Origin of the sequence: Streptomyces coerulescens, assembly GCF_042657965.1 — a bacterium.
Lineage (GTDB): Bacteria > Actinomycetota > Actinomycetes > Streptomycetales > Streptomycetaceae > Streptomyces > Streptomyces coerulescens.
On the sequence record NZ_JBHSKM010000019.1, the window covers coordinates 569,498 to 595,808 of the forward strand.

Below are 26,311 nucleotides of genomic sequence, written 5' to 3' on the forward strand. Positions count from 1 at the left end.
GGGTGCATGAACCAGGTGGCGGCCGCCCGCCTGGCCGCCACTACGGGGACTATCAGGGGAGCGATCTCATGTACGACTACGACCTTCTGGTCGTAGGGTCGGCCAACGCCGACCTGGTGATCGGTGTCGAGCGTCGGCCGGGTGCCGGCGAGACCGTGCTCGGCTCCGATCTGGCCGTCCACCCGGGCGGCAAGGGCGCGAACCAGGCGGTCGCGGCCGCCCGGCTCGGCGCCCGCACGGCCCTGCTGGCCCGGGTCGGCGACGACGCGCACGGCCGGCTGCTGCTCGACTCGCAGCGGGCCTCCGGCGTCGACACGGTGGGCGTCCTCGTCGGCGGCGCGCCGACCGGCGTCGCGCTGATCACGGTGGACCCGTCCGGCGACAACAGCATCGTGGTCTCACCGGGCGCGAACGGCCGGCTCACCCCGGGTGACGTGCGCGCCGCCGCAAGCCTCTTCCAGGCGTCACGCGTGGTGTCGGCCCAGCTGGAGATCCCGCTGGAGACGGTCGTCGAGGTGGTCCGGAACCTGGCGGAGGACGGCCGGTTCGTCCTGAACCCCTCGCCGCCGCGCCCGCTGCCCACCGAGGTGCTGACGGCCTGCGACCCGCTGATCGTGAACGAGCACGAGGCGAAGGTGATCCTCGGCGACTCCGCGGTGGGCGAGACCCCCGAGGACTGGGCGCGGATCCTGCTGGCCAAGGGCCCCCGTTCGGTGGTCGTGACCCTCGGCGCCGAGGGCGCGCTGGTGGCGTCGGCGCAGGGTGTCACGCGCGTGGCGGCCGTGAAGGTGGTCGCGGTGGACACCACGGGCGCGGGCGACGCGTTCACGGCGGCGCTGGCGTGGCGGCTCGGGACGGGTGCGTCCCTGGCCGAGGCGGCGGCGTACGCGGCCCGGGTCGGCGCGGTGGCCGTCACACGGGAGGGCGCGCAGGTGTCCTTCCCGACCGCGGCGGAGGTCGAGGCACTGTGCTGTGCCGATCCGGGGGCCAACCCCCGGACCCCCGGCCGAGGGTCGGACAGCTCGCCCGGCGTGACCTCGCGAGGTGGGGCCCAGTGAAGCGTGCCGGAATCCTGAACCGCCATCTCTCCGGCGCCCTCGCCGAACTGGGCCACGGCGACGGTGTGCTGGTGTGCGACGCGGGGATGCCGATACCCGACGGTCCCCGCGTGGTGGACCTGGCGTTCCGCGCCGGGGTGCCGTCGTTCGCCGTCGTCCTGGACGGTCTGCTGGCCGAGCTGGTGGTCGAGGGCGCGACGGCGGCCAAGGAGATCCACGACGCCAATCCGGCGGCGGCCGCGCTGCTGGCGGGCGAGTTCCCCGGCCTGGAGCTGGTCCCGCATGAGCGGCTCAAGCAGTTGTCGGCGGGGGCCCGGCTGATCGTACGGACCGGTGAGGCACGGCCGTACGCGAATGTGCTGCTGCGCTGCGGCGTGTTCTTCTGAACATTTCGAGGGGCCCGGTCCGCAGACCGGGCCCCTCGGGGTTTTCCCCTCCCCCATCAGAACCCCCGCGATCCCCCCAGATCCCCCTCCAAGAGTCCTGATGCCCAATACGACCCGCGAGGTGGGGGGAGGGTTGCACGGTTTTCCGGAGAAATTTCTACCGGACCGCTCTAGCGGGGCTCGGGCGTCGGATGCGGGTCGTCGAGGACCACGCCCCAGGTGTCGTCGTCCCCGATGCGGACGGTGAGTTCCTGAGTGCGGCGGGACTCGGCGAAGTGCAGCACCACGTCCTGGCGTACCGACCCCTCGTCGAGGAAGTCCGCGGTCACCTTGCCCTGGGCGTCGGCGCCGTAGGCCTTGATCCAGGCACGTGCCTCGGCGCCCGCGTCACCGCCCTCGGTGTGCAGGGCGGCCAGTGCCTCGGCGTCCTCGTCGGCGAGGTGCCAGACGATCTGCTGGACCGTGCCGAGGCTGCCGGTGGAGGGGTGGCCGGTGACCTGGAGGGGCTCGTGGCTGGTGTAGGCGGTCTGGTACTCGGCCGGGCCGTCGTCGTCGCCGCATGCCGTCAGACACACGCCGAGGGCGAGGGCCAGGGCGGCCGACCGGTGGAGGCTGCGGATCATCGTCAGCTCCTCGACTTGGGGCGCAGGATGATCACGCGCTCGATGTAGTTGGCCTTGTGCTTGTAGCGGGCGATGGCCGCGCTCAGGGTGGTCTTGCTGACGCCTCCGTGCTGGCGGAGCTGGAGATCGCGGCCGGTGTTGCCCACCACGACCGCGGCGTGGTTGTACACCCTCTCCTTCTTCCACTTGAACATCACGATGTCGCCGGGCCTGGCGTTCTTCTTCGACACCGACGGGGCCTTGCGGTACTTGGTCATGTGGCGGCGGAAGTTCTCGGCACCGGACCAGGTGTAGCTCTTGTTCTTGATCGTGCCGAAGAAGTAGTACTGCTGCCACCAGGCGCGGTCGTGCTTGCGGCCGCCGGCGCGGGTCTTCATCTTTCCGCCGTAGTAGAGGGCCTTGGACACGAAGTTGGTGCAGTCCTGGCCGTACTCCCACTTGGTGCCGATGTTCTTCGACGCCCACTTGGCGGTGCCGGAGCCGGAGACCGCCGCGGCGCGCAGGGCGACCGGGGTCGGTCCGGCGGGCTCGTCGACCGGGAAGCCGTCCGGGCCGAGGGCGATCGGCTCGTCCGGTACCTCGTCGGCGTCCTGACTCTCGGGCGGGGCGACATCCAGGCCGGTCCACGCGGAGGGTGCCTCGGTCAGGACGGTCTCCGCGGCGGGGGCGTCGGTCTCCAGGTGGAGGATCGGGGCTCCGCCGTTGCTGCTGAAGGTGAAGCGCTGCTCCTGCAGGCCCTCGTCCGGCTCGCTCGTGCCGTCCTGGGTCAGCAGGGCGGATTCCGCGACCGACGCCCGCAGGAAGACGGTTCCGCCGGCGTCGACGCCGACCAGGACGTCGGAGAGCTTCGCGGTCGCGTCGGTGTACGTACGGCCGTGCTGCGCGAGCAGTTCGCGGGATTCCACCAGGGCCGGTGCCTGCGCGGTCAGCAGGTCCGCGAAGGACGTCCCGCGTGTGCTCGCCGCGAGTGCCGCGGCGGCCGTGGTGTGGCGGCCGGTCAGCAGACCCGCCCGTGCGTCCAGGTACTGCTGCACGATCTCCCGGTACGCGCCGGCCCCGCCCGGGACGCCCGCGGTGGTCACCGGCTCGGAGACGGCGGCCGGGCTGGTGCCGTGGGCGGTCCTGGCCTGGACGGAGACGCGGTAGGCGGTCTTGTCGGCGAGGCCGGGGACGACGGCGCGCGGGACCGTGGTGGTCGTACGGGCCACCTCACCGCCGTTCTCCTTCTGCACCGCGACGGTGTACTCCAGGCCGTCGCCCGCCGTCCCGTCGTCCTGCGGCGGATTCCAGGTGGCCAGCAGCCCGCCGTCACCGGAGGTGGCGCGGAGATCCTGCGGACGGCCCGGGGCGGCCGCGGGCACGTAGTCGAGCACGAGACGTGGCCGCTGGGCGGCCTCCTTGGCGCGCGCCGAGTGGTACGCCACCGGCTCCCGCACTCCCTCCGGCAGCCGCAGTGCCAGGCCCTCGCCGGTCTCCTGCTCCAGCCAGGACTGCACGACCGGGGCGAGGTCCTGGTCGGCCGGGCGGGCGGCGTCGGCGAACGGGGCCTCGTCGAGCAGGCCCGGGAGGTCGGAGCCGTTCTGCGGGGCGGACCAGGGGTCCAGCAACTCGTAGATCTCGACCGGCCGTTCGGCGCCCTGCGCGGGCGTGAGCTCCAGCCGGGCCTTCACGATCCGCGCCCCGGCGGGCACCTTGGTGAGGTCGGGCTTGAGCCAGACGGCGTGGTCGGCGTCGAGGGTGAGCCGGGCATCCCGTACGGCGGGGGTGGCCTGGCGGACCGGCGCGGTGGCGTCGGCGAGCGCATCGCCGTCGAGAGTCAGGGTCCTGGTCTCCGGCGCCTTGTCACCCGGGCCGTCGGTCGCCGTCAGCTCCTGCTCGTACGACCATGCCGAGCACCCGGCGTCGGTGCAGGCGCGCATCGCCCACAGGTACGTCGTATCGGAGCGCAGCGCGCCCGCGGGTACCTGGGCGGCGGCGCGCAGGCCGCTGTCGACCCACGCGTCGGGGACGCGTACGCCGGTGAGGTCCTTGCCGTTCTCGTCGCGGAGTACGAACTCGGCCCGCACGCGGCCCTGTTCGGGGCTGGTGACGACGCCGGAGAGCAGCGGGGTCAGGGTGTTGGTGGCGCCCTGTTCCAGGGCCTGCGGCATGTCGGGCAGCCCGCCGGGGCGGCGGCCGGTGGTGACCGTGAAGGTGCTCCACTGCGACCAGGCGAGGTTGAAGTGGGTGCCGTCGTAGGGGCTGGTGCGGAAGCGGTAGGTCGTTCCGTCCTTCAGCAGGCCGTCGGGGAGGGTGACGGCCGCGGCGCGGCCCGACTCGACGTACGGGGAGACCAGATAGTCGCCGACGCGCTTGCCGGTGGCCGCCTCGACCACCTCGAAGGTGCCGTTGATCCGGTCGCCGTCCTTGTCGGTGAAGGTGTCCCGCAGGGTCGGCGTGGTGGTGTTGACCTGCCAGGTGCCGGAGGCGTCCTTGACGTACGGCGGTCCGGCCTGCCGGTTGTTGCCGGAGCGCGGACGGAAGTTGTACGTCACCGTCAGCTTGGGCGGATTGGCGGTCGCGTTGGCCGAGTTGACCCGCTTCCACTGGGCGACGGCCGACTCGTCGGCGGCGCGCAGGGCCATGGTGGACTGCGGCGCCTTGGCCGAGGCCCAGCTCTGTGCGAGCGAGGTGACGTCGGCGTTGATCCAGCCGTCGGCACCGCAGGCAGGGTTGCCCTTGGTCTCGGTGGAAGTGGCGTACCTGGTATGCGTCTTGGGGCGGTTGGTCCAGCGGCTGGCGGTGGTGGCCGGGTCCGCCGACCACACCTCCCAGGGCTGTGGCTTGCAGTCGGTGTTGGCCGAGTGGAAGTTCCACAGGCTCAACTTGGCGTTGCTGACCAGGGCGTCAGCGATGGGGGCGGTCCCCCAGGTGAGGTACGACTGCGCGGTGCGCGGGGTGCCGTTGGCGTTCTTGGTGCCCGGGTTGCCGAGGTCCAGCTCGGTGTCGGTGGACCAGTCGCGGGTCTCGCCCTGCTGGACGTAGGTGTCGAAGACGTTGCTGAGCGCGGAGGTGGACGGGTCGACCGTCACCGGGTAGCGGGTCTTCGGGTCGGCCAGGAAACCGGCGTCCGGCGTCACGACGAGGTCGAAGGAGTCCTCGCCCTTCGCGACGACGTCCATGTCGACCGGAACCCGCCGGGTGTGCTCGCCGGACCGCTCGTCGACGGTGGCGTCCCACATCACGGGCGCCGGCATCACGGCACGCTCCTGGCCGGTGCGGGCGTCGGTGAACAGCACGCTGCCGTCGGCCTGCTGCCGGGCGCGCAGTCCTTCGGCCTTCAGCGGGAGCGTGTAGCGGTAGCCACCGGGCTCCGGCCGCTTCTTGATCTCGACGTACTGCTCGAACCCGGTGCGGGTCGCCTCCACGATCACATCGGCGCCGGGTACGGCCTCGGGGTACTCGGCCCGGTTGCCGTCAAGGCGGGGCCGGGGCAGACCGCCCTTCCACTGCAGGGTGACCTGCCGGTCGCCCTCGCCGAGGGTGGCCAGGTCGCGGGGCTCGGCGCTGCGGGTCTCGGCGAGCGAGTCGGCGATGTCGCCGCCCTTGCCGGCGAGCGTGAGGCCGGCCGGGTGGGCCTTGGGCGCCACGGACCCGTCCGGGCGGGCGGTGAGATCGGTGTCGACGGGGACCCAGTGGCCGTCCCGCTCGAAGCGGATCGGGCCCGCGGTCAGCTCGGTCGTCAGGGAGCCGTCCCCGTGCACCCAGGTGGTCGAGGTCTCGGTGCGCTCGGACAGTGCCTCCACGCGGGAGCCGGTGCGTCGGGCCGCCGCGAGGGCCGACGGTACGTCAGGAGCCGTACTCACCTGGGGAACTGCGGTGTCCTGCACTGCGGGCGCCGCGGCGTGCACCGGGACGGCCGGCAGCAGGACGGACAGGAGAACCAGGCCGGCGGTGCCGGCCTTAGGTATGCGCATGTCTGGTTGTGGCCTTTGGTCAATTGGCGGTAATACGAGCGCAAAGACTAGGAGTCAGCTGTGAGTGGCACATACCGACCGATGACCGCATTGCCCTGAACAATCCATATATCGCGCGAGTGATAATGATCATCGGTGATTCCGGAACGCCGGCGGCGGAAATCCCGTCGACCTTCCGGAACCGGCCCTTTCACGCCGTGTGCTCCACGAACCGCGCCGCCGTCTCCGCCAGCACCTCGCGTCCGTCCCGCGCCCACAGCCCGTCGTTGAACAGCTCCACCTCGATGGCGCCGGTGTACCCGGCCGCCTCGACATGGCCCTGCCACTCGCGCATGTCGATCGCGCCGTCGCCGATCTGCCCGCGGCCGTTGAGGACACCCTCGGGCAACGGGGTGGTCCAGTCGGCGAGTTGGAAGGTGTGGATACGGCCGCCCGCACCCGCGCGGGCGATCTGCGCGGGCGCGTCGTCGTCCCACCAGATGTGGTACGTGTCGACCGTGACGCCGACCTGGTGTGCGGGGAAGCGTTCCGCGAGGTCGAGCGCCTGCTTGAGCGTCGAGACCACGCAGCGGTCGGAGGCGTACATCGGGTGCAGCGGCTCGATGGCCAGCCGTACGCCGCGCCGTTCCGCGTACGGGGCCAACTCGCCGAGCGCGTCGGCGATCCGTTCCCGCGCGCCGTGCAGGTCCTTCGAGCCGGCCGGGAGACCGCCGGAGACCAGGACCAGGGTGTCCGTGCCCAGCGTCGCCGCCTCGTCGATCGCCCGGCGATTGTCGTCCAGCGCCTGGGAACGCTCTCGCGGATCGATCGCCGTGAAGAAGCCCCCGCGGCAGAGGGTCGTGACCGTCAGACCCGCGTCACGGACGATCTTGGCCGTCGCCTCCAGGCCGTATGTCTGGACGGGCTCGCGCCACAGGCCGACGTTGCCGATGCCCAGCACGCCGCAGGACGCGACCAGTTCGGGCATCGACAGCTGCTTGACGGTCATCTGGTTGATGGAGAAGCGGGAGAGATCGCCGGCGCTCACTGGGCCACTCCGTACAGGGAGAGCAGGTTCTTCATCCGTTCCTCGGCGAGCTTCGGATCCGGGAACAGGCCCAGTCCGTCGGCGAGTTCGTAGGCGCGCGCGAAGTGCGGGAGGGAACGGGCGGACTGGAGGCCGCCGACCATGGTGAAGTGCGACTGGTGGCCGGCCAGCCAGGCCAGGAAGACCACGCCGGTCTTGTAGAAGCGGGTCGGGGCCTGGAAGAGGTGACGGGAGAGTTCGACCGTCGGGTCGAGCAGGGAACGGAATCCGGCCGTGTCCCCCGTGTCCAGGACGCGCACCGCCTCCGCCGCCAGCGGGCCGAGCGGGTCGAAGATGCCGAGCAGGGCGTGGCTGAAACCCTTCTCGTCGCCCGCGATCAGCTCGGGGTAATGGAAGTCGTCACCGGTGTAGCAGCGCACGCCCTGCGGGAGCCGGCGGCGGATGTCGATCTCGCGCCGGGCGTCGAGCAGGGACACCTTGATGCCGTCCACCTTGTCGGGGTGCTCGGCGATGACCTGCAGGAAGGTGTCCGTGGCGGCGTCCAGGTCGGACGATCCCCAGTAGCCGTCCAGCGCCGGGTCGAACATCGGGCCGAGCCAGTGCAGGATCACCGGCTCGGCGGACTGGCGCAGCAGATGGCCGTAGACCTCCAGGTAGTCCTCGGGTCCTGAGGCGGCGGCGCACAGGGCGCGGGAGGCCATCAGGATCGCCTGGGCGCCCGACTCCTCGACGACCGCGAGCTGCTCCTCGTAGGCCGCCCGGACCTCCACGAGAGACCCGGCGGTGATCTGGTCGGTGCCCACACCGCAGGCGATGCGCCCGCCCACGGCACGGGCCTCCGCCGCGCTCCGCCGGATCAGCTCGGCCGCGCCCGCCCAGTCCAGGCCCATCCCGCGCTGGGCGGTGTCCATGGCCTCGGCGACGCCGAGTCCGTGGGACCACAGATGGCGGCGGAAGGCGAGGGTGGCATCCCAGTCGACGGCGGCGGGCGCGCCGGGGCTTGTGTCGGCGTACGGGTCGGCGACGACGTGCGCCGCCGAGAAGACCGTACGGGAGGAGAAGGGAGCGCCCGGGGTGAGCGCGAGGGGCTCGGGGCGGGGGTCGTACACCCTCGACCCGCCCTTGAAGTCGGGCAGTCGGATGGTCACGGCTGGATCTCCGGTACGTCGATGCGGCGGCCCTCGGCCGAGGACTTCAGGCCCAGCTCGGCGAGCTGGACACCGCGGGCGCCGGCGAGGAGGTCCCAGTGGTAGGGGGCATCGGCATGGACGTGGCGCAGGAACAGCTCCCACTGGGCCTTGAAGCCGTTGTCGAAGTCGTCGTTGTCCGGGATCTCCTGCCACTGGTCGCGGAAGGAGTAGGTGGCCGGGATGTCGGGGTTCCAGACCGGCTTGGGAGTCATGGTGCGGTGCTGGACGCGGCAGTTGCGCAGGCCCGCGACGGCCGAGCCCTCGGTGCCGTCGACCTGGAACTCGACGAGCTCGTCGCGGTTGACGCGTACGGCCCAGGACGAGTTGATCTGCGCGATGGCGCCACCGTCGAGCTCGAAGATGCCGTAGGCGGCGTCGTCCGCCGTCGCGTCGTAGGGCTTGCCGTTCTCGTCCCAGCGCTGCGGGATGTGGGTCGTGGCGATGGCCTGGACGGACTTCACCCGGCCGAAGAGCTCGTGCAGGACGTACTCCCAGTGCGGGAACATGTCGACGACGATGCCGCCACCGTCCTCGGCGCGGTAGTTCCAGGACGGGCGCTGCGCACTCTGCCAGTCGCCCTCGAAGACCCAGTAGCCGAACTCGCCGCGCACGGACAGGATCCGGCCGAAGAAGCCGCCGTCGATGAGGCGCTTGAGCTTGAGCAGGCCGGGGAGGAAGAGCTTGTCCTGGACGACGCCGTGCTTGATGCCCTTCTCACGAGCGAGACGGGCCAGTTCCAGTGCGCCTGCCAGACCGGTGGCCGTGGGCTTCTCGGTGTAGATGTGCTTGCCGGCGGCGATCGCCTTCTTGAGGGCCTCCTCACGGGCGGAGGTGACCTGGGCGTCGAAGTAGATCTCGACGGCCGGGTCGGCGAGGACGTCGTCGACATCCGTGGAAACGTGCTCCAGGCCGTGCTGGTCGGCGAGCGCCCTCAGGGCGTACTCGCGGCGGCCGACCAGGACCGGCTCCGGCCACAGCAGGGTGCCGTCGCCGAGGTCGAGACCGCCTTGTTCGCGGATGGCAAGGATGGAGCGGACCAGGTGCTGGCGGTAACCCATGCGCCCGGTCACACCGTTCATGGCGATACGCACCGTCTTGCGAGTCACGTCGTTCCCTTCGTACGCGGGGTCTGCGCCGCGTACCGCCCGGTCTTGCACTGGTGAGCGTCTCAGCAAGCGCTTTCTACGAGTGTAGAAGCTAGCCTCTGGGCAGTGCTCCGGACAAGACCGTGACCAGCCTGAGTTGTTCGAGGGGACGAACATCGGGGGTTTCTGGCCGTAAGGTTCGCTCGACATACACGAGACCGGCCCGGATGGAACCGCGGGCCGCGGCGGCCTGTCTACGAGCACGTACAGGGGGCAAGAAGAGATGCGCGACCGGAGGACGACGAGATGACGGTGACACTTGCGGACGTGGCGGCCCGCGCCCAGGTCTCGCCCGCGACGGTGTCGCGCGTACTGAACGGGAACTACCCCGTGGCGGCCTCCACCCGCGAGCGGGTGCTGCGCGCGGTGGACGAGCTGGACTACGTGCTGAACGGTCCCGCGAGCGCGCTCGCCGCCGCCACCTCCGACCTGGTCGGCATCCTGGTCAACGACATCGCCGACCCCTTCTTCGGGATCATGGCGAGCGCGATCCAGTCGGAGATCGGGGGTCCGGGCGGGCGCGCGGGCGGCGAGCGGCTGGCGGTGGTCTGCAACACCGGGGGCTCGCCGGAACGCGAACTGACCTATCTGACCCTGCTCCAGCGCCAGCGGGCCGCGGCGGTGGTGCTGACCGGCGGTGCCATGGAGAACGCCCCGCACGCGGCGGCGGTCGCGGCGAAGCTGCGCAAGCTGACGGACGCCGGGACAAGGGTGGTGCTGTGCGGGCGGCCACCGGCGCCGGACACCGGCGCGATCGCGCTGACCTTCGACAACCGCGGCGGCGGGCGCGAACTGACCGAGCACCTGATCGGCCTGGGCCACCGGCGCCTCGGCTATATCGCGGGCCCGGAGGAGCGCACGACGACCCGGCACCGTCTGGAGGGCCACCGGGCCGCCCTGGAGGCGCACGGCATGGAGGAGGACGCCGGCTGGACCGTCCACGGCCGCTACGACCGTCAGTCCGGCTACGAGGCGACGCTCGAACTGCTGCGCAGGGACCCGTCCCTGACGGCCGTCGTCGCCGCCAACGACTCGGTCGCCCTGGGCGCGTGCGCGGCCCTGCGGGACTCCGGGCTGGCGATTCCGGGGGACGTGTCCGTGGCCGGCTTCGACGATCTGCCGTTCAGCGTCGACGCGGTGCCCTCTCTCACGACGGTGCGGCTGCCGCTGTCGGAGGCGGGCGCGCGGGCGGGCCGGATCGCCATGGGCCGGGAGGAGCCGCCGCCCGGGGGGATCGCGACGATTCGCGGGGAGCTGATGGTCCGGGGGTCTTCCGGGGGGCCGCGGAAGTAAGGGGCGCTCGCGGCTCGGCGTACGCCGCGAAGGCGGAGGCCAACTCCGGCTCGGGCGCCGGTACTGTCCTGTTGACGCCCTCAGTCGCCCGTTCCGTACGTCGGTACCGCGGTCGGGCCCACGCTGCCGTACTCGTCGTCGGAATCGTCGTAGTCCATGGTGCCGCTGACGACATGGCCGGCCAGGCCGAGCAGCAGGAAGAGCACGACCAGGACCTTGGCCCCGGTGGTCAGGAGCAGCGGCCGTGTGCCCGAGCGGACCGCGTCCTGCGCGACCGGCTCGTCACCGAACAACCGCTTGGGGTAGGCCGGGGTCAGCATCGTGACGTACGCGGTGAACCGCATCCCGTAGCGGGTGACCGCGGCCGTGGCCGCGAAGACCGGCTCGGGCAGCCGTCCCAGCGCGATGCCGATGAGCCAGAACACCCAGCTCACCGCGAACCAGCCCGCCTGCGCGAGGTTGTTCACGATCGCCGCCGGGATCATCAGGAACAGCCGGAACAGCACCGCGAGCCGGTTCAGCGGGGTGGCCCGCAGCTCGATCTGCACGGGGTGGTCGGGGGCCGAGAACGAGAACGGCGGATAACGGTCGACGAGGAGCATCGCACTCGCGTTGACCCGGGTCCGGTAGACGAGGACCGAGCCGAGGAAGGAGAAGATCCCGTCGGGCAGCCGCCCCAGGAACAGGGCGGCGAACCATCCGGCGACGGTCACGAAGAACGCGGCGATGGAGAGCAGCCAGACCACCACGAACTGCGGCAGGAGCAGCAGCCAGCGGAGCAGGACGGTCCAGCGCCGCTGCCGCGCGGCCGCGGGGATGTCCAGAACCGGCAGCCACTCTGCGCCCTCGGGGCCCGTACCGGCCCGTGGATCCCAGCCCGCCGCCATGCGTACTCCCAGTGGTCCCGGTTCTTCGCGCCCGTTCCGCCTGCCCTCACCATGCTGTGGCGTCGGCAGGGGCCCCGCGCTCTGGAGAGGTCCGAACGGAAGCGGAGGCAGTGCGCACAGGGGTAGCCGTCGGGGTGCGGACGTCCTAGGCTCGAACCGACGGAACCTCTGACTGAGTCAGAGATCGACTGGCCGAGCCGCCACAGAGTCCAACGGGGTCGACGATCATGACCGTCCACGACATCCGCGCCTTCAACCGCTTCTACACGAACGTCATCGGCGCCCTCGACTACAGCCGCCACCTCTACGCCCCGTACACCCTCACCGAGTCCCGTGTCCTGTACGAGCTCGCGCACTCCCCGCGTACCGACGCGGCCGATCTGCGCACCGAGCTCTCCCTGGACGCGGGATATCTGAGCCGGATCCTGAACAAGTTCGAGCAGGACGGGCTCATCGAGCGCACCGCCTCGCGGCAGGACCCGAGGCGCCGCCGCGTCACGCTCACCGCGCGCGGCCGGGAGACCGGCAAGCTGCTGGAGGAGCGGGCGAATGAATCGGTCGGTGCGCTGCTGTCGACGGTGCCGGTCGCCGAGCGGCCACGTCTCGCCGAGGCGATGACCGCCGTCCGTACGATCCTCTCCGACCGTCGCCCTCCCCGCCGCGAGGACGTCCTGCTGCGCGAGCCCGCCCCCGGCGACCTCGGCTGGATCGTGCAGCGCAACGCCGCCCTGTACGCCGCCGAGTACGGCTGGAACACCGACTACGAGGGGCTGGTCGCGAGGATCGTCGCCGACTTCGCGGAGGATCATGATCCGCATCTGGAGCGGGTGTGGATCGCCGAGCTGGACGGGCGGCCGGTGGGGTGCGTGATGTGCGTACGGGACGAGGCTCCCGCCACGGCCCGGCTGCGTCTGCTGCTGGTCGAGCCCGACGCCCGCGGCCTCGGCATCGGCGACCGCCTCGTCACGGCCGTGATCGACTTCGCCCGCGGTGTCGGCTACCGCGACCTCGTCCTGTGGACCAACGACGTCCTGTCCGCCGCCCGCCGCATCTATCAGCGCCATGGCTTCGTTCTGGCCGCCGAGAAGCCCCACCGCTCCTTCGGCAAGGACCTGACCGGCCAGGACTGGCGTCTGGACCTGCACGGCACGGCGGAGTGACCTCCGGGCTGCCGGTCGGATGGGCGTGCTCACGTTTCCCTGGCAAGGTGGAGGCATGAAACTGGCGTTCTCCACCCTCGGCGTCCCCGGTCTCCCCCTCCCCGATGTGCTGCGGCTCGCGAGTGCGCACGGATATCACGGGGTCGAGTTGCGTACGCATCCCGAGGAGCCGGTGCACCTGGGGCTCGGGCCCGGTGAACGGGCCGATGTGGCGGCCGAGTTCAAGGCGGCCGGCATCGAGCCGGTGGGGCTCGCCGGGTACGCCCGGGTCGCCGCGCCGGGCGACGACGGACCGGTGATCGAGGAGGTCCGCAGGCTCGTCGACCTCGCCCACGACCTCGGCGCGCCCTTCGTCCGCGTCTTCCCGGGCGCCGATCACGAGCAGAGCCGCCAGTCGGCGGACGCGATCGCCGCGCGGCGGCTGGGCACGGCCGCGGAGTACGCCGCCGACATGGGCGTACGGATCCTGCTGGAGACCCACGACTCGCATCGCGCCGCCGCCGACGCGATCCGTGTCCTCGGCCTGGTCGGCCACCGTCACGTCGGCTCGCTCTGGGACGTCATGCACACCTGGCTGGCCGGCGAGCAACCCACGGAGAGCTACGCCGGCCTGTCGCCGTATCTCGGGTACGTCCAGGTCAAGGACATCGCCTCCGCCGACGACACGACGCCGCTGGCGCTGGGGGCGGGGGTACTGCCGCTCTCCGACTGTGTGGAGGTGCTGTCCCGGCACGGGTGGGACGGGTGGCTGTGCTGGGAGTACGAGAAGCGGTGGTACGCGGATGCCGCGCCGCTGCCCGAGTTGCTGGACGGGGGGCGGGAGCATCTGTCGCGCCTGCTGAACGAATCGGCGTGAACGACGGGCTGTGTTTCGTCCGCGGCGCCGTCGTGGCTGGTCGCGCAGTTCCCCGCGCCCCTTCAGGGCGCCGCCGAAGCGCAGCTCGCCAGCGCCGACGCCCATGTCTGTGAGCCACCACCGCCAAGGCCGTCAGGACCGCCACGCCCGCTGCCTCGACGTACAAGGTCGGGCGGACCAGTTCCGCGTCGATGTACTCGGTGAAGCCGAACAGGCCCGCGGTGAGGCTCAGGAACAGTGCGCCCAGGGTTCCGGCAGTGAACAGCGCGGTGCCGGCGGCGAGCGGGCCGAGGCGGCGCACGGGTGTGATCAGCGCCAGGGCGAGCAGGATGCCGACGATTCCGTTGAGCAGGAACAGCGGCCCGATGGTGGCGAGGTCCTTGTAGCCCTCGGCCCACAGGCGCAGATGGATCGCGGCCATCGTCGCCGTCAGCCCGGCACCGGCCACCCGCAGGACCGGGCGCGCCACCGCGCCCTCAGTAGCCATTGCCCGGAGCGGTGTTGTCGTTGCCGGACGGCGCCGGGGCCTCGCCGACGGTGATGTTCGTCTTCATGCCGAGGTCCTTGTGCCCGTCGACCGGGCAGTAGACCTCGTACGAGCCGGACTCCAGCGTCACGGTCAGAGTCGTGGACCGCCCCGGCTCCACTGTCTTGCTGCGGTTCTCGCCGCCGGGGCCCTCGATCTCCAGAGCGTGGTCGTGGTGGCCCGTGTTCTTCGCGGTGAAGGTGTACTCGCCGGGCTGGTACTTCTGCGTCGAGAGCTTGATGTGGAAATCGGTCAGCTCCGCCGTGACCTGGGTGCCGGCGCCGGTGTCGGCACCGCTGTTGCCGTTGCTGTCGCTGCTGCCGTTGCCGCCGCCTCCGCAGGCGGCCAGCACGGCGGTCAGTCCGCCGGCGGCGATGCCGAGGAGCACGCGGTCGCGGGTGTGCGGGATGGTCATGAGTCGGTCCTCCGGAACGTCCCCCCGCAAGGGGTACGGCACTGCCGGGCCGAGGGATTGCGGGGGCGGAGAATGGACGTGGACGTTCGGCAATCCCTTCCGGGCGGCGGAACGTATCCCTGGTGTGTGGCGCATGGGCCTTTCCCTCGGGCGGGTCCCCGACGAGGCACTGCTCAGCGGCCTGACGACGGGCGATCCGGAGCTGGCCGTCGCCTTCGTGCGCCGTTTCCAGCGCACGGTGTTCGGCGTGGCCGTCGCCGTCCTGGGCGACCCGCAGCTCGCCGAGGACGTCGCCCAGCAGACCTTCGAACGGGCCTGGCGGCACGCGCAGGTGTACGACCCCCGGCGCGGTTCGGTACGGGCGTGGCTGACGGCCATCGCGCACAACCTGGCGATCGACGCGGTACGGGCCCGGCGGGCGAGCCCGCTCGCCCCGGAGGACCTGGACGCGCTGCTCGGCATCGTGACCGAGACGCCGGAGCGGCGCGCGCTCGCCGACGACAGCGCGGAGCGGGTCCGGCTGGCGGTGGCACAGCTGCCACGCGAGCAGGCGCGGGCCCTGGTGATGGCCGGGATCTACGCGATGACGGCGCGGGAGGTCGCCGAGACCGAGGGCGTTCCGCTGGGCACGGCGAAGACCCGGATCCGGACCGGGACGCTCAAGGTACGGGCCCTGCTGGAAGCGGCGGAGAAGCGGTGAGCGGCATGGAGTGCGAGCGGCTGCGGGAGCTGGACGCCGAGCTGGCGCTCGGGGTGCTGCCCGCGCGCGAGCGGGCCGAGGCGGTCGCCCATCTGGACCGGTGCCCGGACTGCCGGGAGCACATCGAGCACTTGACGGCGGTCGGCGACGGCCTGCTTGCACTGCTGCCGGGCGCCGAGCCACCGGTCGGTTTCGAGAGCCGGGTCCTGCGGGCACTGGGCACGACGCCCGCGCCCAGGCCCCGCAGGCACCGGCTGCGGCTGGCGGCGGCCGCTGTGGCGGCGGCTCTGGCCTGCGGTTTCGGCGGCTGGGCGGTCGGTACGGCGATCGAAGCCGCGCCCCCGTCGCCCGCGCAGCAGACGCACGGCGGTCTGCGGGAGGCGTCCTTCGTCTCCGACGGCCACGAGGTGGGCCGTATCTACGCGCACTCCGGTGACAAGGGCTGGGTGTACATGTCCGTCGACCTCGACGGGGGCGGCCGGGGCCCGGTGCGCTGTCTGCTCGTGCACGCCGACGGATCGACGGTCCCGGTGGGTTCGTTCCCGCTCAAGGACGGCTACGGCTACTGGGCGGCACCGACCGGCACCGCCCCGGCGCCCGTGACGGGCGCCCGCCTGCTGGCGCCGGACGGAACGGTCCTGGCCACGGCGACCTTCCCGGCCGGCTAGGCGGTTCCCAGGCGAGCGCGCAGCTCCCCGAACTCCTCGTGGAAGCCCGGGAACGTCTTGCGTACGCACCCCGGGTCGTCGAAGGAGATGCCCGGGACCCGCAGGCCGGTGACCGCGAAGGACATCACGATGCGGTGATCCCCGTACGACGTGATCTCGGCGCCGTCCGTGACCGGCGCGCCCGGCCGGATCTCGATCCAGTCCGGGCCGGTGGCCACCTCCGCGCCCAGCCGGCGCAGGTTCTCCGCGCAGGCCTCCAGGCGGTCGCACTCCTTGACCCGGGTGTTCGCCACGTCCTCGATGCGCACCGGGCCGGACGCGAACGGCGCGATGGCCGCGAGGGTCGGCATGGTGTCGGAGATGTCGCGCATGTTGACCGTGACGCCGCGCAGTTCGCCGGTGCCGCGGACGGTCGTGGCGTCCGGGCCGACCGTCACCCGGGCGCCCATCCGCCGCAGCACCTCGACGAAGCCCAGGTCGCCCTGGAGCGCGCCCTCGCCCAGGCCCGGCACCGTCACCTCGCCGCCGGTGACGGCCGCCGCCGCGAAGAAGTAGCTCGCGGTCGAGGCGTCCGGTTCCACCGCGTACGTCGTGGCCCGGTAGCCGCCGGGCGGGACCACGAAGGTGTCGCCCTCGCGGCGCACCTCCACGCCGAAGGCCCGCATCATCGCGATCGTGATCTCGACGTACGGCACCGAGACCAGGTCGGTGACGGTGATCCGCAGGCCCGCGCGGGTCAGCGGCCCGAGCAGCAGCAGTGCGGTCAGGTACTGCGACGACTGCCCCGCGTCCAGCGTCACCTGCCCGCCCCCGACGCCGGCCGCCCGCACGGTCAGCGGGTGGTGGCCCTCCCGCTCCTCGTGCCGCAGGTCCACGCCGAGGTCGCGCAGGGCGCGGGTCAGCGGGAGCAGCGGGCGGCGGCGCATCTGGGGCGAGGCGTCGAAGCGGTAGGTGCCCTGCCCTGCGGCGGCCAGCGTGGGCAGGAACCGGGCCGTGGTCGCGCCGTCGCGGCAGTAGACGTCCGCCTCCGTGGCCGCGGGGCCCTGCGGGCGGCCGTCGACCTGCCAGCTGTCCGGGGTCCGGCCGACCCGGTAGCCGAGCCGGGTCAGTCCCTCGGCGAAGCCCTCGGTGTCGTCCGAGCGCAGTGGCCGCAGCAGGGTGGTGACACCGTCGGCCGCGGCCGCCAGGAAGAGGGCGCGGGCGGTGATGGACTTGGAGCCGGGAAGGGCGACTACGGGCATGCGCTCATGATCGCCCGGGGGCCGCCGGCCGTGCCCGGGCGTCCACGGGATGGACCGGTGCCGGTCGCCCGCCGTCGCCCTCCCGTCCACCCATCCGTCTGCCCATCCGTCACGCCCGCCCCGGGCTCACCGACTTCGTCGATTCCGCTCGTCGCGGGGAACCCAGCCCCAGCCCCGCTCGTCCAACCCGCAAGCTGCCGGAGAGTCACCGTGGTGCGGTGTCGGCCCTCGCTGCTGGCTGCGATCGCTGACCAACCCTCTCCGCCGTGCCGCGGCCGGCAGCACGCCGTCATCGGCGCGCCCCCCTCCAACTGCGCCGATGGCGGCCCCTTTCCGGTCGCCGTCCTCCTTCCGGTTACGGCGGATTCCCTTGACTGGCAGAAACTTCCCGGTTATTGGTGACTCCTCGGAAGTTTCCTTCAGCGCACCACCTCCGGAAGGAGCGCACGTGCCCGACACCAGCACGGGAAGCACGGGAAGAAGCACGGGAAACACCGCACGCCCGCCCTCGAGACGTACGGTCCTCACGGCCGGCGCGGGCGTCACCACCGCCCTCGCCCTGGGCGGCACCGCTCACGCCGGTGCCCCCGACGACCGGAAACTGCGCGCCCTCATCGCCCGGATGACCCTGCCGGAGAAGGTCGGCCAGCTCTTCGTCATGCGGGTCTACGGCCACTCCGCGACCGCCCCCGACCAGGCCGACATCGACGCCAACCTGAAGGAGATCGGCGTCCGCACGGCCGCCGAGCTGGTCGCCAAGTACCGCGTGGGCGGCATCATCTACTTCACCTGGGCGCACAACACCCGCGACCCCCATCAGATGGCCGACCTGTCCAACGGCATCCAGCGGGCGTCCCTCAGCCGGCCCCGCGGGCTGCCCGTGCTCATCTCCACCGACCAGGAGCACGGCATCGTCTGCCGCGTCGGCGAGCCCGCCACCCTGTTCCCCGGCGCCATGGCCATCGGCGCCGGCGGCTCGCGCTCCGACGCCCGCACCCTCGGCCGGATCGCCGGCCAGGAGCTCAGGGCGCTCGGCATCCGGCAGAACTACTCCCCCGTCGCCGACGTGAACGTCAACCCGGCGAACCCGGTGATCGGCGTGCGCTCCTTCGGCGCCGACCCGGCGGCCGTGGCCGGCCTGGTCGCCGCCGAGGTGGCCGGATACCAGCACGGCCGACAGGTCGCCTCGACCGCCAAGCACTTCCCGGGGCACGGCGACACCGCCGTCGACAGCCACTACGGCTTCCCCGTCATCACCCACACCCGTGAGCAGTGGGAGACCCTGGACGCGCCGCCCTTCCGGGCCGCCGTCCGCGCCGGCATCGACTCGATCATGACCGCGCACATCATGGTCCCGGCCCTCGACGACTCCGGCGACCCGGCCACCCTGTCCCGCCCGATCCTCACCGGCATCCTGCGCGAGGAACTGGGCTACGACGGGCTGGTGGTGACGGACTCGCTGGGCATGGAGGGCGTACGGACGAAGTACGGCGACGACCGCGTCCCCGTCCTCGCGCTCAAGGCGGGCGTGGACCAGCTCCTCAACCCGCCGTCCCTGGACATCGCCTGGAACGCGGTCCTGAAGGCCGTGCGGGACGGCGAGCTGACCGAGGCGCGGCTGGACGAGTCGGTCCTGCGGGTGCTGCGGCTGAAGGCGAAGCTGCGGCTGTTCGACGCGCCGTACGTCAGTCAGGCCGGCGTCGACCGGAACGTCGGCATTCCGTCGCATCTCAAGGCCGCCGACCGTATCGCCGAGCGCACGACGACCCTGCTGGTCAACGAGGGCGCGCTGCTGCCGCTGTCGCGCCGGACGCACCCCAAGGTGCTGGTGGTGGGCGCCGACCCGGCCTCGCCGTCCGGTACGACCGGCCCGCCGACCGGTGTGCTCGCCACCGCCCTCACCGAGCTGGGCTTCACGGCGACCGCCCTGTCGACGGGTACGGCGCCCTCGGCCGCGACCATCGCCCGGGCCGTCACGGCGGCGGGCGAGGCGGACGCGGTGGTGGTCGGGACGTACAACGTCACCGCGGCCAACTCGCAGAAAGTGCTGGTCGAGCAGCTTCTCGCGACGGGGCGGCCGGTGGTGGCGGTGGCGATCCGCAACCCGTACGACGTGGCGCAGCTGCCCGGCGTCCGCGCGGTCCTCGCCTCCTACTCCTGGACCGACGTCGAACTGCGGGCGGCGGCACGGGTGATCGCCGGGCGGGTGGCACCGCGCGGCCGGCTCCCCGTGCCGGTGCAGCGGGCGGACGACCCGGCCGAGGTGCTGTATCCGGTCGGCCACGGACTCTCGTACGAGCGCCGCTGACGACCCGTAGCACTTTGGACGTAGAGCCCGTACGCCGCACAACGGGCACTCTCACCCCCAACCGACGCAAAGGCCCCCACACGCCTGGCGTGCGCCCGCCGCGACGGGCCACGCTGGACGGGGGAACCCGGGGGGAGTGCGATGGGTGGGAGACGTGGTGCCGGAGTGGCCTGTGCGTTGTTGGTGCTGCTCATCGCGTTGCTGACGGGCTGTCAGAGTCCGTCGCGGGCGGCCGAGGAGGACGGGCGGCTCGCGGAGAGCGCGGGCGCGACCGCGACCGGGCGGCAGGTGACGCCGACACGGCCCGCCGGGTACGGCACGGTGTTCCTCGGCGTCGACGAGTGCAGCTCCTTCGGCACGACGAGCTTCACCGAGGTGCCCTGTGACGGCGAGCGGGCGGCGGCGCGGGTGGTGGCGCGGCACGACGGCACGGTGGGCGACGGGCCGCTGTGCCCGGCGACCACGGACTTCGTGCTGCACATCAGCGAGCAGAGCCGCACCTCCGACGAGGACGGCGACGGCGCGATCCCCCAGGGCTACGCCTGTATGCGCAATCTCGCCGCGCCCCACCCCGGCGACCCCGGCGGCGGAGGCGGCCCCCGCACGATCGTCGGCGACTGCGTCTACGACTCCGGCGACGGCCAGGTCCGTGAGACGTCCTGCGACGGCAAGGCCGAGCAGAACCCGGAGTACAAGGTGACGAAGGCCGCCGAGCGGCGGAGCGAGTGTCCGCTGTCGACGGCCCTCTACGTCCAGTTGGGCGGAGAGAGACCGGTGGGCTGCGCCCGCCCGGTGTGAGGCGTCACGGCCGCAGTCTGTGCTCCCGCTCCGGACCCCGCGCGTCGAGCTTCGCGTCGAACTTCGCCAGCGGCGCCGGCTCGGCCGTGGTGGCGGCGACGCCCGCCCAGTCCAGGATGCGGGCCGTGGCCAGGGTGCGCTCCCGGTCCACCAGTCCCGCCACGAGGGCGCCGTGGTTGGCTCCCGGCGCGGCGAAGACGTAGGCGTCACGTGCGCCCTTGCCGACGCGGAAGCGTTCCGCGCCCCACGGGTCGTTCTGGCCGTACACGAAGATCATGTGCCGGGCGTTGTGGCGTACCCAGTTGTCCACGTCGCGCATGGCCCACGGCTGGAACTTCGTCGGGATCTCACGGGGGACGAAGTCGCGTGGCGGGAGGTAGCCGTAGCGGATCAGCCCGCGCTCGATGTGGGGGAACCCGATCATGGGTGCCCCCAGCTGCGTCGCCGCCTGGTAGTAGTACGGCGTGTACGGCTCCAGGCCCTGGTCCGTGTAGAAGTCGAAGCCTCCGCTCGCGTCGATGGCGTCCCAGATCGCCTGGTCGGTGGCGTGCGGCGCGTCCGCCGGGACCGTGTCGCAGTCCTTGAGCAGGCTGTACTGCCAAAAGCCCCACACATAGTCCAGGACGACCGCCTCGTACGCCTTGTCCAGGCTGCCGATCGTGCGGAAGGTGTAGCCGTGTTCGGCCGCGTGCGCCGCGAACCGTTCCTTCATCGGCTCCCGGCGCACCAGTGCCTCCCGCTGCACCGCGTTCACGCGGTCCCGGCACTCCTTGGTGCCGACGCGGGCGAAGAAGCGGTCGTAGGCGGAGTCCTCGGCGTCGACGACGTCGTTGGGGGCCACGTAGGCGACGACGCCGTCCATGTCACGGGGGTAGAAGCGCTCGTAATAGGTGGCGGTCATGCCGCCCTTGGAGACGCCGGTGGAGAGCCACTTGCGGTCGTATACCGGCTCCAGCGCCTTGAAGATGCGGTGCTGGTCGGAGGCCGCCTGCCAGATGTCGAGCTTGGTCCAGTCGGCCGGCTGGGGCCGGGACGGTGTGAAGAAGCGGTACTCCATGGAGATCTGGTTGCCGTCGACGATCCGCGTCGGCTCGCGGCGGCTCGGTGTCGTGGAGACCTCGTAGCCGCTGGTGTAGAAGACGGTCGGGCGGGAGACATCCCTGTGCAGCACGGTCAGACGCTGCTGGAAGGTCCCCGCGGACGGGTTCCGGTGGTCGACCGGCTGGGTGTACGACAGGACGAAGAAGCGGTAGCCGGGGTACGGCTTCTCCTCTATGAGGCTCATGCCCGGTATGGACAGCAGCCGTTCCTCGATGTCCGGCTCGGCGGCGGTCGCCGCCTTCACCGTGGCCGTGCCGAGCGCGCCGGTCAGCAGCGCGAGCGTCAGCAGCCATCTGAGGGTCTTGCGCAGCATGCACCCTCCCCTGGGAAGCAAATGTGCAGCGCAAGCTAGCGAGCAACTCCCGGCCGCACCAGGGGAGATGAGGAATTCGCGGCAGAGATGGCCGAACGACGCCCCGGGGAGGCGCTCAGCAGAGGATCCAGCCCTTGCTGACCGAGCCGCGCCCGACCCGGCCCTTCACCCACACACAGCGCTGGCCGGCGTGGACCGTGACGGGCCCGGCCCGGTGGGTGCGCCGGCCCTCGTCGGCGACCGCGTTCGCCCGGTACGCCTGGACGCTGGCCTTCATCCACTGCCGGCGGCCGGGGTCCTTGGGCAGGGTGATGACACAGACGTGTCCGCCGCGCTTGTAGACGTAGAGGGTGCCGGTCGAGAACGGGTACGTCTTCACCTTGCGGCCCTCGCAGCGCGTGGGCGCGGCATGGGCCTGCGCCGGTATCGCGACCGCGAGCGCGCCGGACGCCGTCAACAACGCCAGGCCGACCGCCAGTCGTCGGCGTATCCCACCTTTGTCCACCGTCTTGTCCTCCCCGTACACCGGCAATGAGCGTACTGATGTACGGACGCACGGCGTATGCCGGATGGTTGCACGACCGTCACGACGCCACGGGACGCCCCCTCACCGCCCCACCCCGACCGACTCCTCCGACTCGGCCTCCCCGAGAAACGTCCGCCACAACTCTGCATACCGCCCACCCAACGCCAGCAACTCCTCATGCGTGCCGTCCTCGGCGACGCGTCCGTGGGCAGAACCTCCCTCGGTCGCCCTCGCACTGTTCGGCCCTGGCGGGCCTCCCAGGCTTCGCACGACTGGCCGGACTCCGTCCGGCACACCAATGCCCCGGGGTCACACCGCAGCCGGCTCCGCCTCCCCCAGAAACGTCCGCCACAGCTCGGCGTACATCCCGCCCAACGCCAGCAGCTCCTCATGCGTGCCGTCCTCGGCGACGCGTCCGTGGTCCATGAGGATCACGCGGTCCGCCCGGGCGGCCGTGGTCAGGCGGTGGGCGACCACGAGGGTGGTGCGGCGGCCCGCCAGTCGGTCCGTGGCCTGGTTGACCTGGGCCTCGGTGGCCAGGTCCAGCGCGGCGGTCGCCTCGTCGAGGAGCAGGACGTCCGGGTCGACCAGCTCGGCGCGGGCCAGTGCGATCAGCTGGCGCTGGCCGGCGGAGAGGTTGCGGCCGCGCTCGGCGACCTCGTGGAGGTAGCCGCCCTCCAGGGTCGCGATCATCTCGTGGGCGCCCACCGCGCGGGCCGCGGCCTCGACCTCGGCGTCCGTGGCGTCGGGTCGGCCGTAGGCGATGGCGTCGCGGACCGTGCCCTGGAACAGGTACGCCTCCTGGGGTACGACGCCGAGACGGTGCCGGTACGACGTGATGTCCAGGGAGCGCAGATCCGTGCCGTCGACCGTGACCCGGCCGCCGGTCGGGTCGTAGAACCGTGCCACCAGCTTGACCAGCGTCGACTTGCCCGCGCCGGTCTCACCGACGAAGGCGACGGTCTGCCCGGCGGGGATGCGGATGTCGATCCCGCCGAGCGCCTCCTCCTCGTCGCCGTAGCTGAAGCGCACGTCCTCGAAGGCGACCTCGCCGCGCAGCGAGCGCACCTCCAGCGGCTCGGCGGCGGCCTTCGTCGACGTCGGCTCGCGGAGCAGTTCCTGGATGCGGCCGAGCGAGACCGTGGCCTGCTGGTAGCCGTCGAAGACCTGAGAGAGCTGCTGGACCGGGGCGAAGAACAGATCGATGTAGAGCAGGTACGCCACCAGCGCGCCGGTCGTCAGCGTCGCGGCGTCGATCCGTGTGCCGCCCACGATCAGCACCGAGGCCGCGGCCGCCGACGACAGGAACTGCACGAAGGGGAAGTAGATCGAGATCAGCCACTGACCGCGGATACGGGCCTGGCGGTAGCTGTCGCTGAGCTCGGCGAACCGCGCGCCGCCGTCCCGCTCGCGCCGGAAGGCCTGCACGATCCGCAGCCCGGACACCGACTCCTGAAGGTCGGCGTTGACCACCGACACCCGCTCACGGGCGAGTTCGTACGCCTTCACGCTCGCCCGCCGGAAGTAGTACGTGGCGACGATCAGCGGCGGCAGCGTGGCGAAGACGACGAGCGCGAGCTGGATGTCGATGACCAGCAGGGCGACCATGATGCCGAAGAAGGTGACGACCGAGACGAACGCGGTGACCAGGCCCGTCTGCAGGAACGTCGACAGCGCGTCGACGTCCGTCGTCATCCGGGTCATGATCCGGCCGGTCAGCTCGCGCTCGTAGTAGTCGAGACCGAGCCGCTGGAGCTGGGCGAAGATCTTCAGCCGCAGCGAGTACAGCACGCGTTCGCCGGTACGCCCGGTCATCCGGGTCTCGGCGACCTGCGCCGCCCACTGGACGATCACCGCGAGCAGACCGAGCAGGGACGCCGCCCAGACCGCCGCGAGCGCCGCCGCGGTCACACCGTCGTCGATGCCGTGCCGGATCAGCACGGGCAGCAGCAGCCCCATGCCGGCGTCCATGGCGACCAGGCCGAGGCTGATCAGCAGGGGGCGCCCGAAGCCGCGCAGCAGCCGCTTGAGTCCGTACGACGCCTCCGGGCGCACCGCGCGCCCCTCGTCGATGTCGGGGATGTCGGTGGCCGGGGGCAGCGCCTCGACCTGGGCGAGCAGCTCGGGCGTGGCCGGCGACTCGGCGAGCGCCAGGTCCTTGGGCTCCCGGTCCCCGGTCCACAGCCGCGGTGTCACCCCGCGTTCGGCGTCGAACTCGGCGTCCAGTTCGTCGCGTACGGAGGTGTCCTCCTGCGGGCAGGCCGGCTGGGCGTGGCCGGGCGAGACACCGCCGAGTTCGTCGGGGTCGGTGAGCAGACGCCGGTAGAGGGCGGATCGCTCCTGCAGCTCGTCGTGGGTGCCGATGTCGGCGAGGCGGCCGGCGTCGAGGACGGCGATGCGGTCGGCGAGGCCCAGGGTGGAGCGCCGGTGGGCGATCAGCAGGGTGGTCCGGCCCTCCATCACCTGTTTGAGCGCCTCGTGGATCTCGTGCTCGACGCGGGCGTCCACCGCCGAGGTCGCGTCGTCGAGGACGAGCAGCCGGGGGTCGGTGAGGATCGCGCGGGCGAGCGCGACGCGCTGGCGCTGGCCGCCGGAGAGGGTGAGGCCGTGCTCGCCGACCTTGGTGTCGTAGCCCTCGGGCAGCTCGGCGATGAAACGGTCCGCCTGGGCGGCGCGCGCGGCGGCGTCGATCTCCTCGTCGGTGGCGTCGGGGCGGCCGTAGGCGATGTTGTTGCGGACGGTGTCCGAGAAGAGGAAGGAGTCCTCCGGCACCAGTCCGATCGCGGCCCGCAGCGAGTCCGTGGTCAGCTCGCGCACGTCGTGGCCGCCGACCAGGACGGCGCCGCCCGTGACGTCGTAGAAGCGCGGCAGGAGCAGGGAGACGGTGGACTTTCCGGAGCCGGAGGAGCCGACGACGGCGAGGGTCTCGCCGGGGCGGATCTCGAAGCTCAGCCCGTCGAGAACGGGGCTGGTCGTGCCGGTGGCGCCCGCGTAGCCGAAGGACACGTCGTCGAACTCGACGGTCGCGGGCGCGTCGGCGGGCAGGGTCTTGGTGCCGTCCTTGATCGACGGCTCGGTGTCGATGAGCTCAAGCACCCGCTCGGTGCCCGCGCGGGCCTGCTGGGCGACCGTGAGCACCATGGCGAGCATCCGGACCGGGCCGACCAGCTGGGCGAGGTAGGTGGAGAAGGCGACGAACGTGCCCAGGGTGATGTGCCCGCGCACCGCCAGCCAGCCGCCGAGCGCGAGCATCGCGACCTGGCCGAGGGCCGGAACGGCCTGGAGCGCCGGGGTGTACCTGGAATTGAACCGGATGGTGCGCAGCCGCCCCGCGAAGAGCCGGCGGCTGACCTCCCTCAGCTTCCCGGTCTCCTGATCCTCCTGCCCGAACCCCTTCACCACGCGGACGCCGCTGACGGCCCCGTCGACCACGCCCGCGACGGCGGCGGCCTGGGCCTGGGCGTACCAGGTGGAGGGGTGCAGCTTGGCCCGGCTGCGCCGCGCGATCCACCACAGGGCGGGGGCGACCGCGAGGGCCACCAGCGTCAGGGGCAGCGAAAGCCAGGCCATGACGACCAGGGAGATCACGAACAGGGCGAAGTTCCCGATGGTCATCGGGAGCATGAAGAGCAGGCCCTGGATCAGCTGGAGGTCACTGGTGGCCCGGCCGACGACCTGCCCGGTGGACAGCTCGTCCTGGCGCCGGCCGTCGAGCCGGGTGATCGTCCCGAACATCTCGGTGCGCAGGTCGTGCTGGACGTCGAGGGCGAGCCGGCCGCCGTAGTAGCGGCGGATGTAGGTGAGGACGTAGACGACCAGCGCGGCGCCCACCAGCAGCCCCGCCCAGACGGCCATGCTGCGGCCGCCGCCGATCACGTCGTCGATGATCACCTTGGTGATCAGCGGGACGATCGCCATGACCGCCATACCTGCGAGGGAGGAGCCGAGTGCGAGGACCACGTCCCTGGGGTAGCGCCAGGCGTAACCCCACAGCCGTCGTGCCCATCCCCGTTGCGCTGCCACGCGGTGCCCTCCGTCCGTCCTGATCTGCCGGAAGGCACCAACGCCGCAGGGCGGGGATTTCATCCCGCTGCAACAAATGGATTGCCGGGTGCGGTCGTGTTCTGTGTGCGG

Annotated in this window: 20 protein-coding genes and 1 pseudogene; 9 read left to right on the top strand and 12 right to left on the bottom strand. The window is 71.9% G+C overall.

The window, feature by feature from the left end; translation table 11 throughout:
* Positions 1-68: 68 nt before the first annotated feature.
* Both ACFPQ9_RS25575 and rbsD read left to right on the top strand, forming a co-directional pair.
* Positions 69-1,058 (top strand): ribokinase, encoded by a 990-nt coding sequence (locus tag ACFPQ9_RS25575; RefSeq protein WP_380857635.1) that lies wholly within the window; start codon positions 69-71, stop codon positions 1,056-1,058.
* Positions 1,055-1,444, top strand: coding sequence for a D-ribose pyranase (rbsD, locus tag ACFPQ9_RS25580; protein ID WP_380857638.1), 390 nt, complete (start codon positions 1,055-1,057; stop codon positions 1,442-1,444). The genes ACFPQ9_RS25575 and rbsD overlap by 4 nt, the downstream gene beginning before the upstream one ends.
* Positions 1,445-1,614: 170 nt before the next feature.
* Here the strand turns inward: rbsD and ACFPQ9_RS25585 are convergent, their stop codons facing one another.
* From ACFPQ9_RS25585 to ACFPQ9_RS25610, 6 genes and pseudogenes are all read right to left on the bottom strand, one after another.
* Positions 1,615-2,067, bottom strand: coding sequence for a hypothetical protein (locus tag ACFPQ9_RS25585; protein WP_380857641.1), 453 nt, complete (start codon positions 2,065-2,067; stop codon positions 1,615-1,617).
* 2 nt (positions 2,068-2,069) lie between these two features.
* Positions 2,070-4,217 (bottom strand): amidase domain-containing protein, encoded by a 2,148-nt coding sequence (locus ACFPQ9_RS25590; protein ID WP_380858668.1) that lies wholly within the window; start codon positions 4,215-4,217, stop codon positions 2,070-2,072.
* 27 nt (positions 4,218-4,244) lie between these two features.
* Positions 4,245-6,023 (bottom strand): annotated as a pseudogene (locus ACFPQ9_RS25595) (DNRLRE domain-containing protein); the annotation flags it as partial.
* A gap of 190 nt (positions 6,024-6,213) precedes the next feature.
* Positions 6,214-7,011 carry a sugar phosphate isomerase/epimerase family protein gene (locus ACFPQ9_RS25600; RefSeq protein ID WP_380858671.1) on the bottom strand — a complete coding sequence of 266 codons (798 nt, stop codon included), beginning with the start codon at positions 7,009-7,011 and terminating at the stop codon, positions 6,214-6,216.
* A gap of 35 nt (positions 7,012-7,046) precedes the next feature.
* The gene (locus ACFPQ9_RS25605) at positions 7,047-8,198 is read right to left on the bottom strand and encodes a dihydrodipicolinate synthase family protein (RefSeq protein ID WP_380857644.1); all 1,152 of its coding nucleotides are present in this window, start codon (positions 8,196-8,198) and stop codon (positions 7,047-7,049) included.
* Positions 8,195-9,346 (bottom strand): Gfo/Idh/MocA family protein, encoded by a 1,152-nt coding sequence (locus ACFPQ9_RS25610; protein ID WP_380857647.1) that lies wholly within the window; start codon positions 9,344-9,346, stop codon positions 8,195-8,197. Before ACFPQ9_RS25610 ends, ACFPQ9_RS25605 begins: the two co-directional genes overlap by 4 nt.
* Before the next feature lie 285 nt (positions 9,347-9,631).
* On the opposite strand from ACFPQ9_RS25610, the gene ACFPQ9_RS25615 reads away from it, so the two are divergent.
* The gene (locus ACFPQ9_RS25615; protein WP_380857650.1) at positions 9,632-10,678 is read left to right on the top strand and encodes a LacI family DNA-binding transcriptional regulator; all 1,047 of its coding nucleotides are present in this window, start codon (positions 9,632-9,634) and stop codon (positions 10,676-10,678) included.
* 80 nt (positions 10,679-10,758) lie between these two features.
* Here ACFPQ9_RS25615 and ACFPQ9_RS25620 read toward each other — a convergent pair whose 3' ends face one another.
* Entirely contained in the window at positions 10,759-11,565 is an 807-nt protein-coding gene (locus ACFPQ9_RS25620; protein WP_380857653.1) for a DUF4389 domain-containing protein, read from the bottom strand.
* Positions 11,566-11,792: 227 nt separating this feature from the next.
* Here ACFPQ9_RS25620 and ACFPQ9_RS25625 point away from each other — a divergent pair, with 227 nt between their 5' ends.
* A complete protein-coding gene (locus tag ACFPQ9_RS25625) occupies positions 11,793-12,725 on the top strand; it encodes a bifunctional helix-turn-helix transcriptional regulator/GNAT family N-acetyltransferase (RefSeq protein ID WP_380857656.1) in 933 nt (310 codons plus the stop codon).
* 55 nt (positions 12,726-12,780) lie between these two features.
* Positions 12,781-13,581: a sugar phosphate isomerase/epimerase family protein gene (locus tag ACFPQ9_RS25630; RefSeq protein ID WP_380857659.1), complete on the top strand. Its 801-nt coding sequence runs from the start codon at positions 12,781-12,783 to the stop codon at positions 13,579-13,581.
* 476 nt (positions 13,582-14,057) lie between these two features.
* Here the strand turns inward: ACFPQ9_RS25630 and ACFPQ9_RS25635 are convergent, their stop codons facing one another.
* Positions 14,058-14,522 (bottom strand): copper-binding protein, encoded by a 465-nt coding sequence (locus tag ACFPQ9_RS25635; RefSeq protein WP_380857662.1) that lies wholly within the window; start codon positions 14,520-14,522, stop codon positions 14,058-14,060.
* Between the two features lie 133 nt (positions 14,523-14,655).
* Here ACFPQ9_RS25635 and ACFPQ9_RS25640 point away from each other — a divergent pair, with 133 nt between their 5' ends.
* Both ACFPQ9_RS25640 and ACFPQ9_RS25645 read left to right on the top strand, forming a co-directional pair.
* Positions 14,656-15,222 (top strand): RNA polymerase sigma factor, encoded by a 567-nt coding sequence (locus ACFPQ9_RS25640; RefSeq protein WP_380857665.1) that lies wholly within the window; start codon positions 14,656-14,658, stop codon positions 15,220-15,222.
* Between the two features lie 5 nt (positions 15,223-15,227).
* Positions 15,228-15,890, top strand: a complete 663-nt coding sequence (locus tag ACFPQ9_RS25645; RefSeq protein WP_380858674.1) for an anti-sigma factor family protein — start codon at positions 15,228-15,230, stop codon at positions 15,888-15,890.
* Here ACFPQ9_RS25645 and aroA read toward each other — a convergent pair.
* The gene (aroA, locus tag ACFPQ9_RS25650; protein ID WP_380857668.1) at positions 15,887-17,131 is read right to left on the bottom strand and encodes a 3-phosphoshikimate 1-carboxyvinyltransferase; all 1,245 of its coding nucleotides are present in this window, start codon (positions 17,129-17,131) and stop codon (positions 15,887-15,889) included. The genes ACFPQ9_RS25645 and aroA overlap by 4 nt on opposite strands.
* 448 nt (positions 17,132-17,579) lie before the next feature.
* On the opposite strand from aroA, the gene ACFPQ9_RS25655 reads away from it, so the two are divergent.
* Both ACFPQ9_RS25655 and ACFPQ9_RS25660 read left to right on the top strand, forming a co-directional pair.
* Entirely contained in the window at positions 17,580-19,439 is a 1,860-nt protein-coding gene (locus tag ACFPQ9_RS25655) for a glycoside hydrolase family 3 protein (protein WP_380857671.1), read from the top strand.
* Between the two features lie 141 nt (positions 19,440-19,580).
* The gene (locus ACFPQ9_RS25660) at positions 19,581-20,237 is read left to right on the top strand and encodes a hypothetical protein (RefSeq protein ID WP_380857674.1); all 657 of its coding nucleotides are present in this window, start codon (positions 19,581-19,583) and stop codon (positions 20,235-20,237) included.
* 4 nt (positions 20,238-20,241) lie between these two features.
* On the opposite strand, the gene ACFPQ9_RS25665 is transcribed toward ACFPQ9_RS25660, so the two are convergent.
* The 3 genes from ACFPQ9_RS25665 to ACFPQ9_RS25675 form a co-directional block, all read right to left on the bottom strand.
* Positions 20,242-21,648, bottom strand: a complete 1,407-nt coding sequence (locus ACFPQ9_RS25665) for an aminopeptidase (RefSeq protein ID WP_380858677.1) — start codon at positions 21,646-21,648, stop codon at positions 20,242-20,244.
* Positions 21,649-21,766: 118 nt separating this feature from the next.
* Positions 21,767-22,156, bottom strand: coding sequence for a hypothetical protein (locus ACFPQ9_RS25670; RefSeq protein WP_380858680.1), 390 nt, complete (start codon positions 22,154-22,156; stop codon positions 21,767-21,769).
* Between the two features lie 330 nt (positions 22,157-22,486).
* Complete coding sequence (locus ACFPQ9_RS25675) at positions 22,487-26,200, bottom strand: ABC transporter ATP-binding protein (RefSeq protein ID WP_380857677.1); 3,714 nt, start codon at positions 26,198-26,200, stop codon at positions 22,487-22,489.
* Between the last annotated feature and the right edge of the window lie 111 nt (positions 26,201-26,311).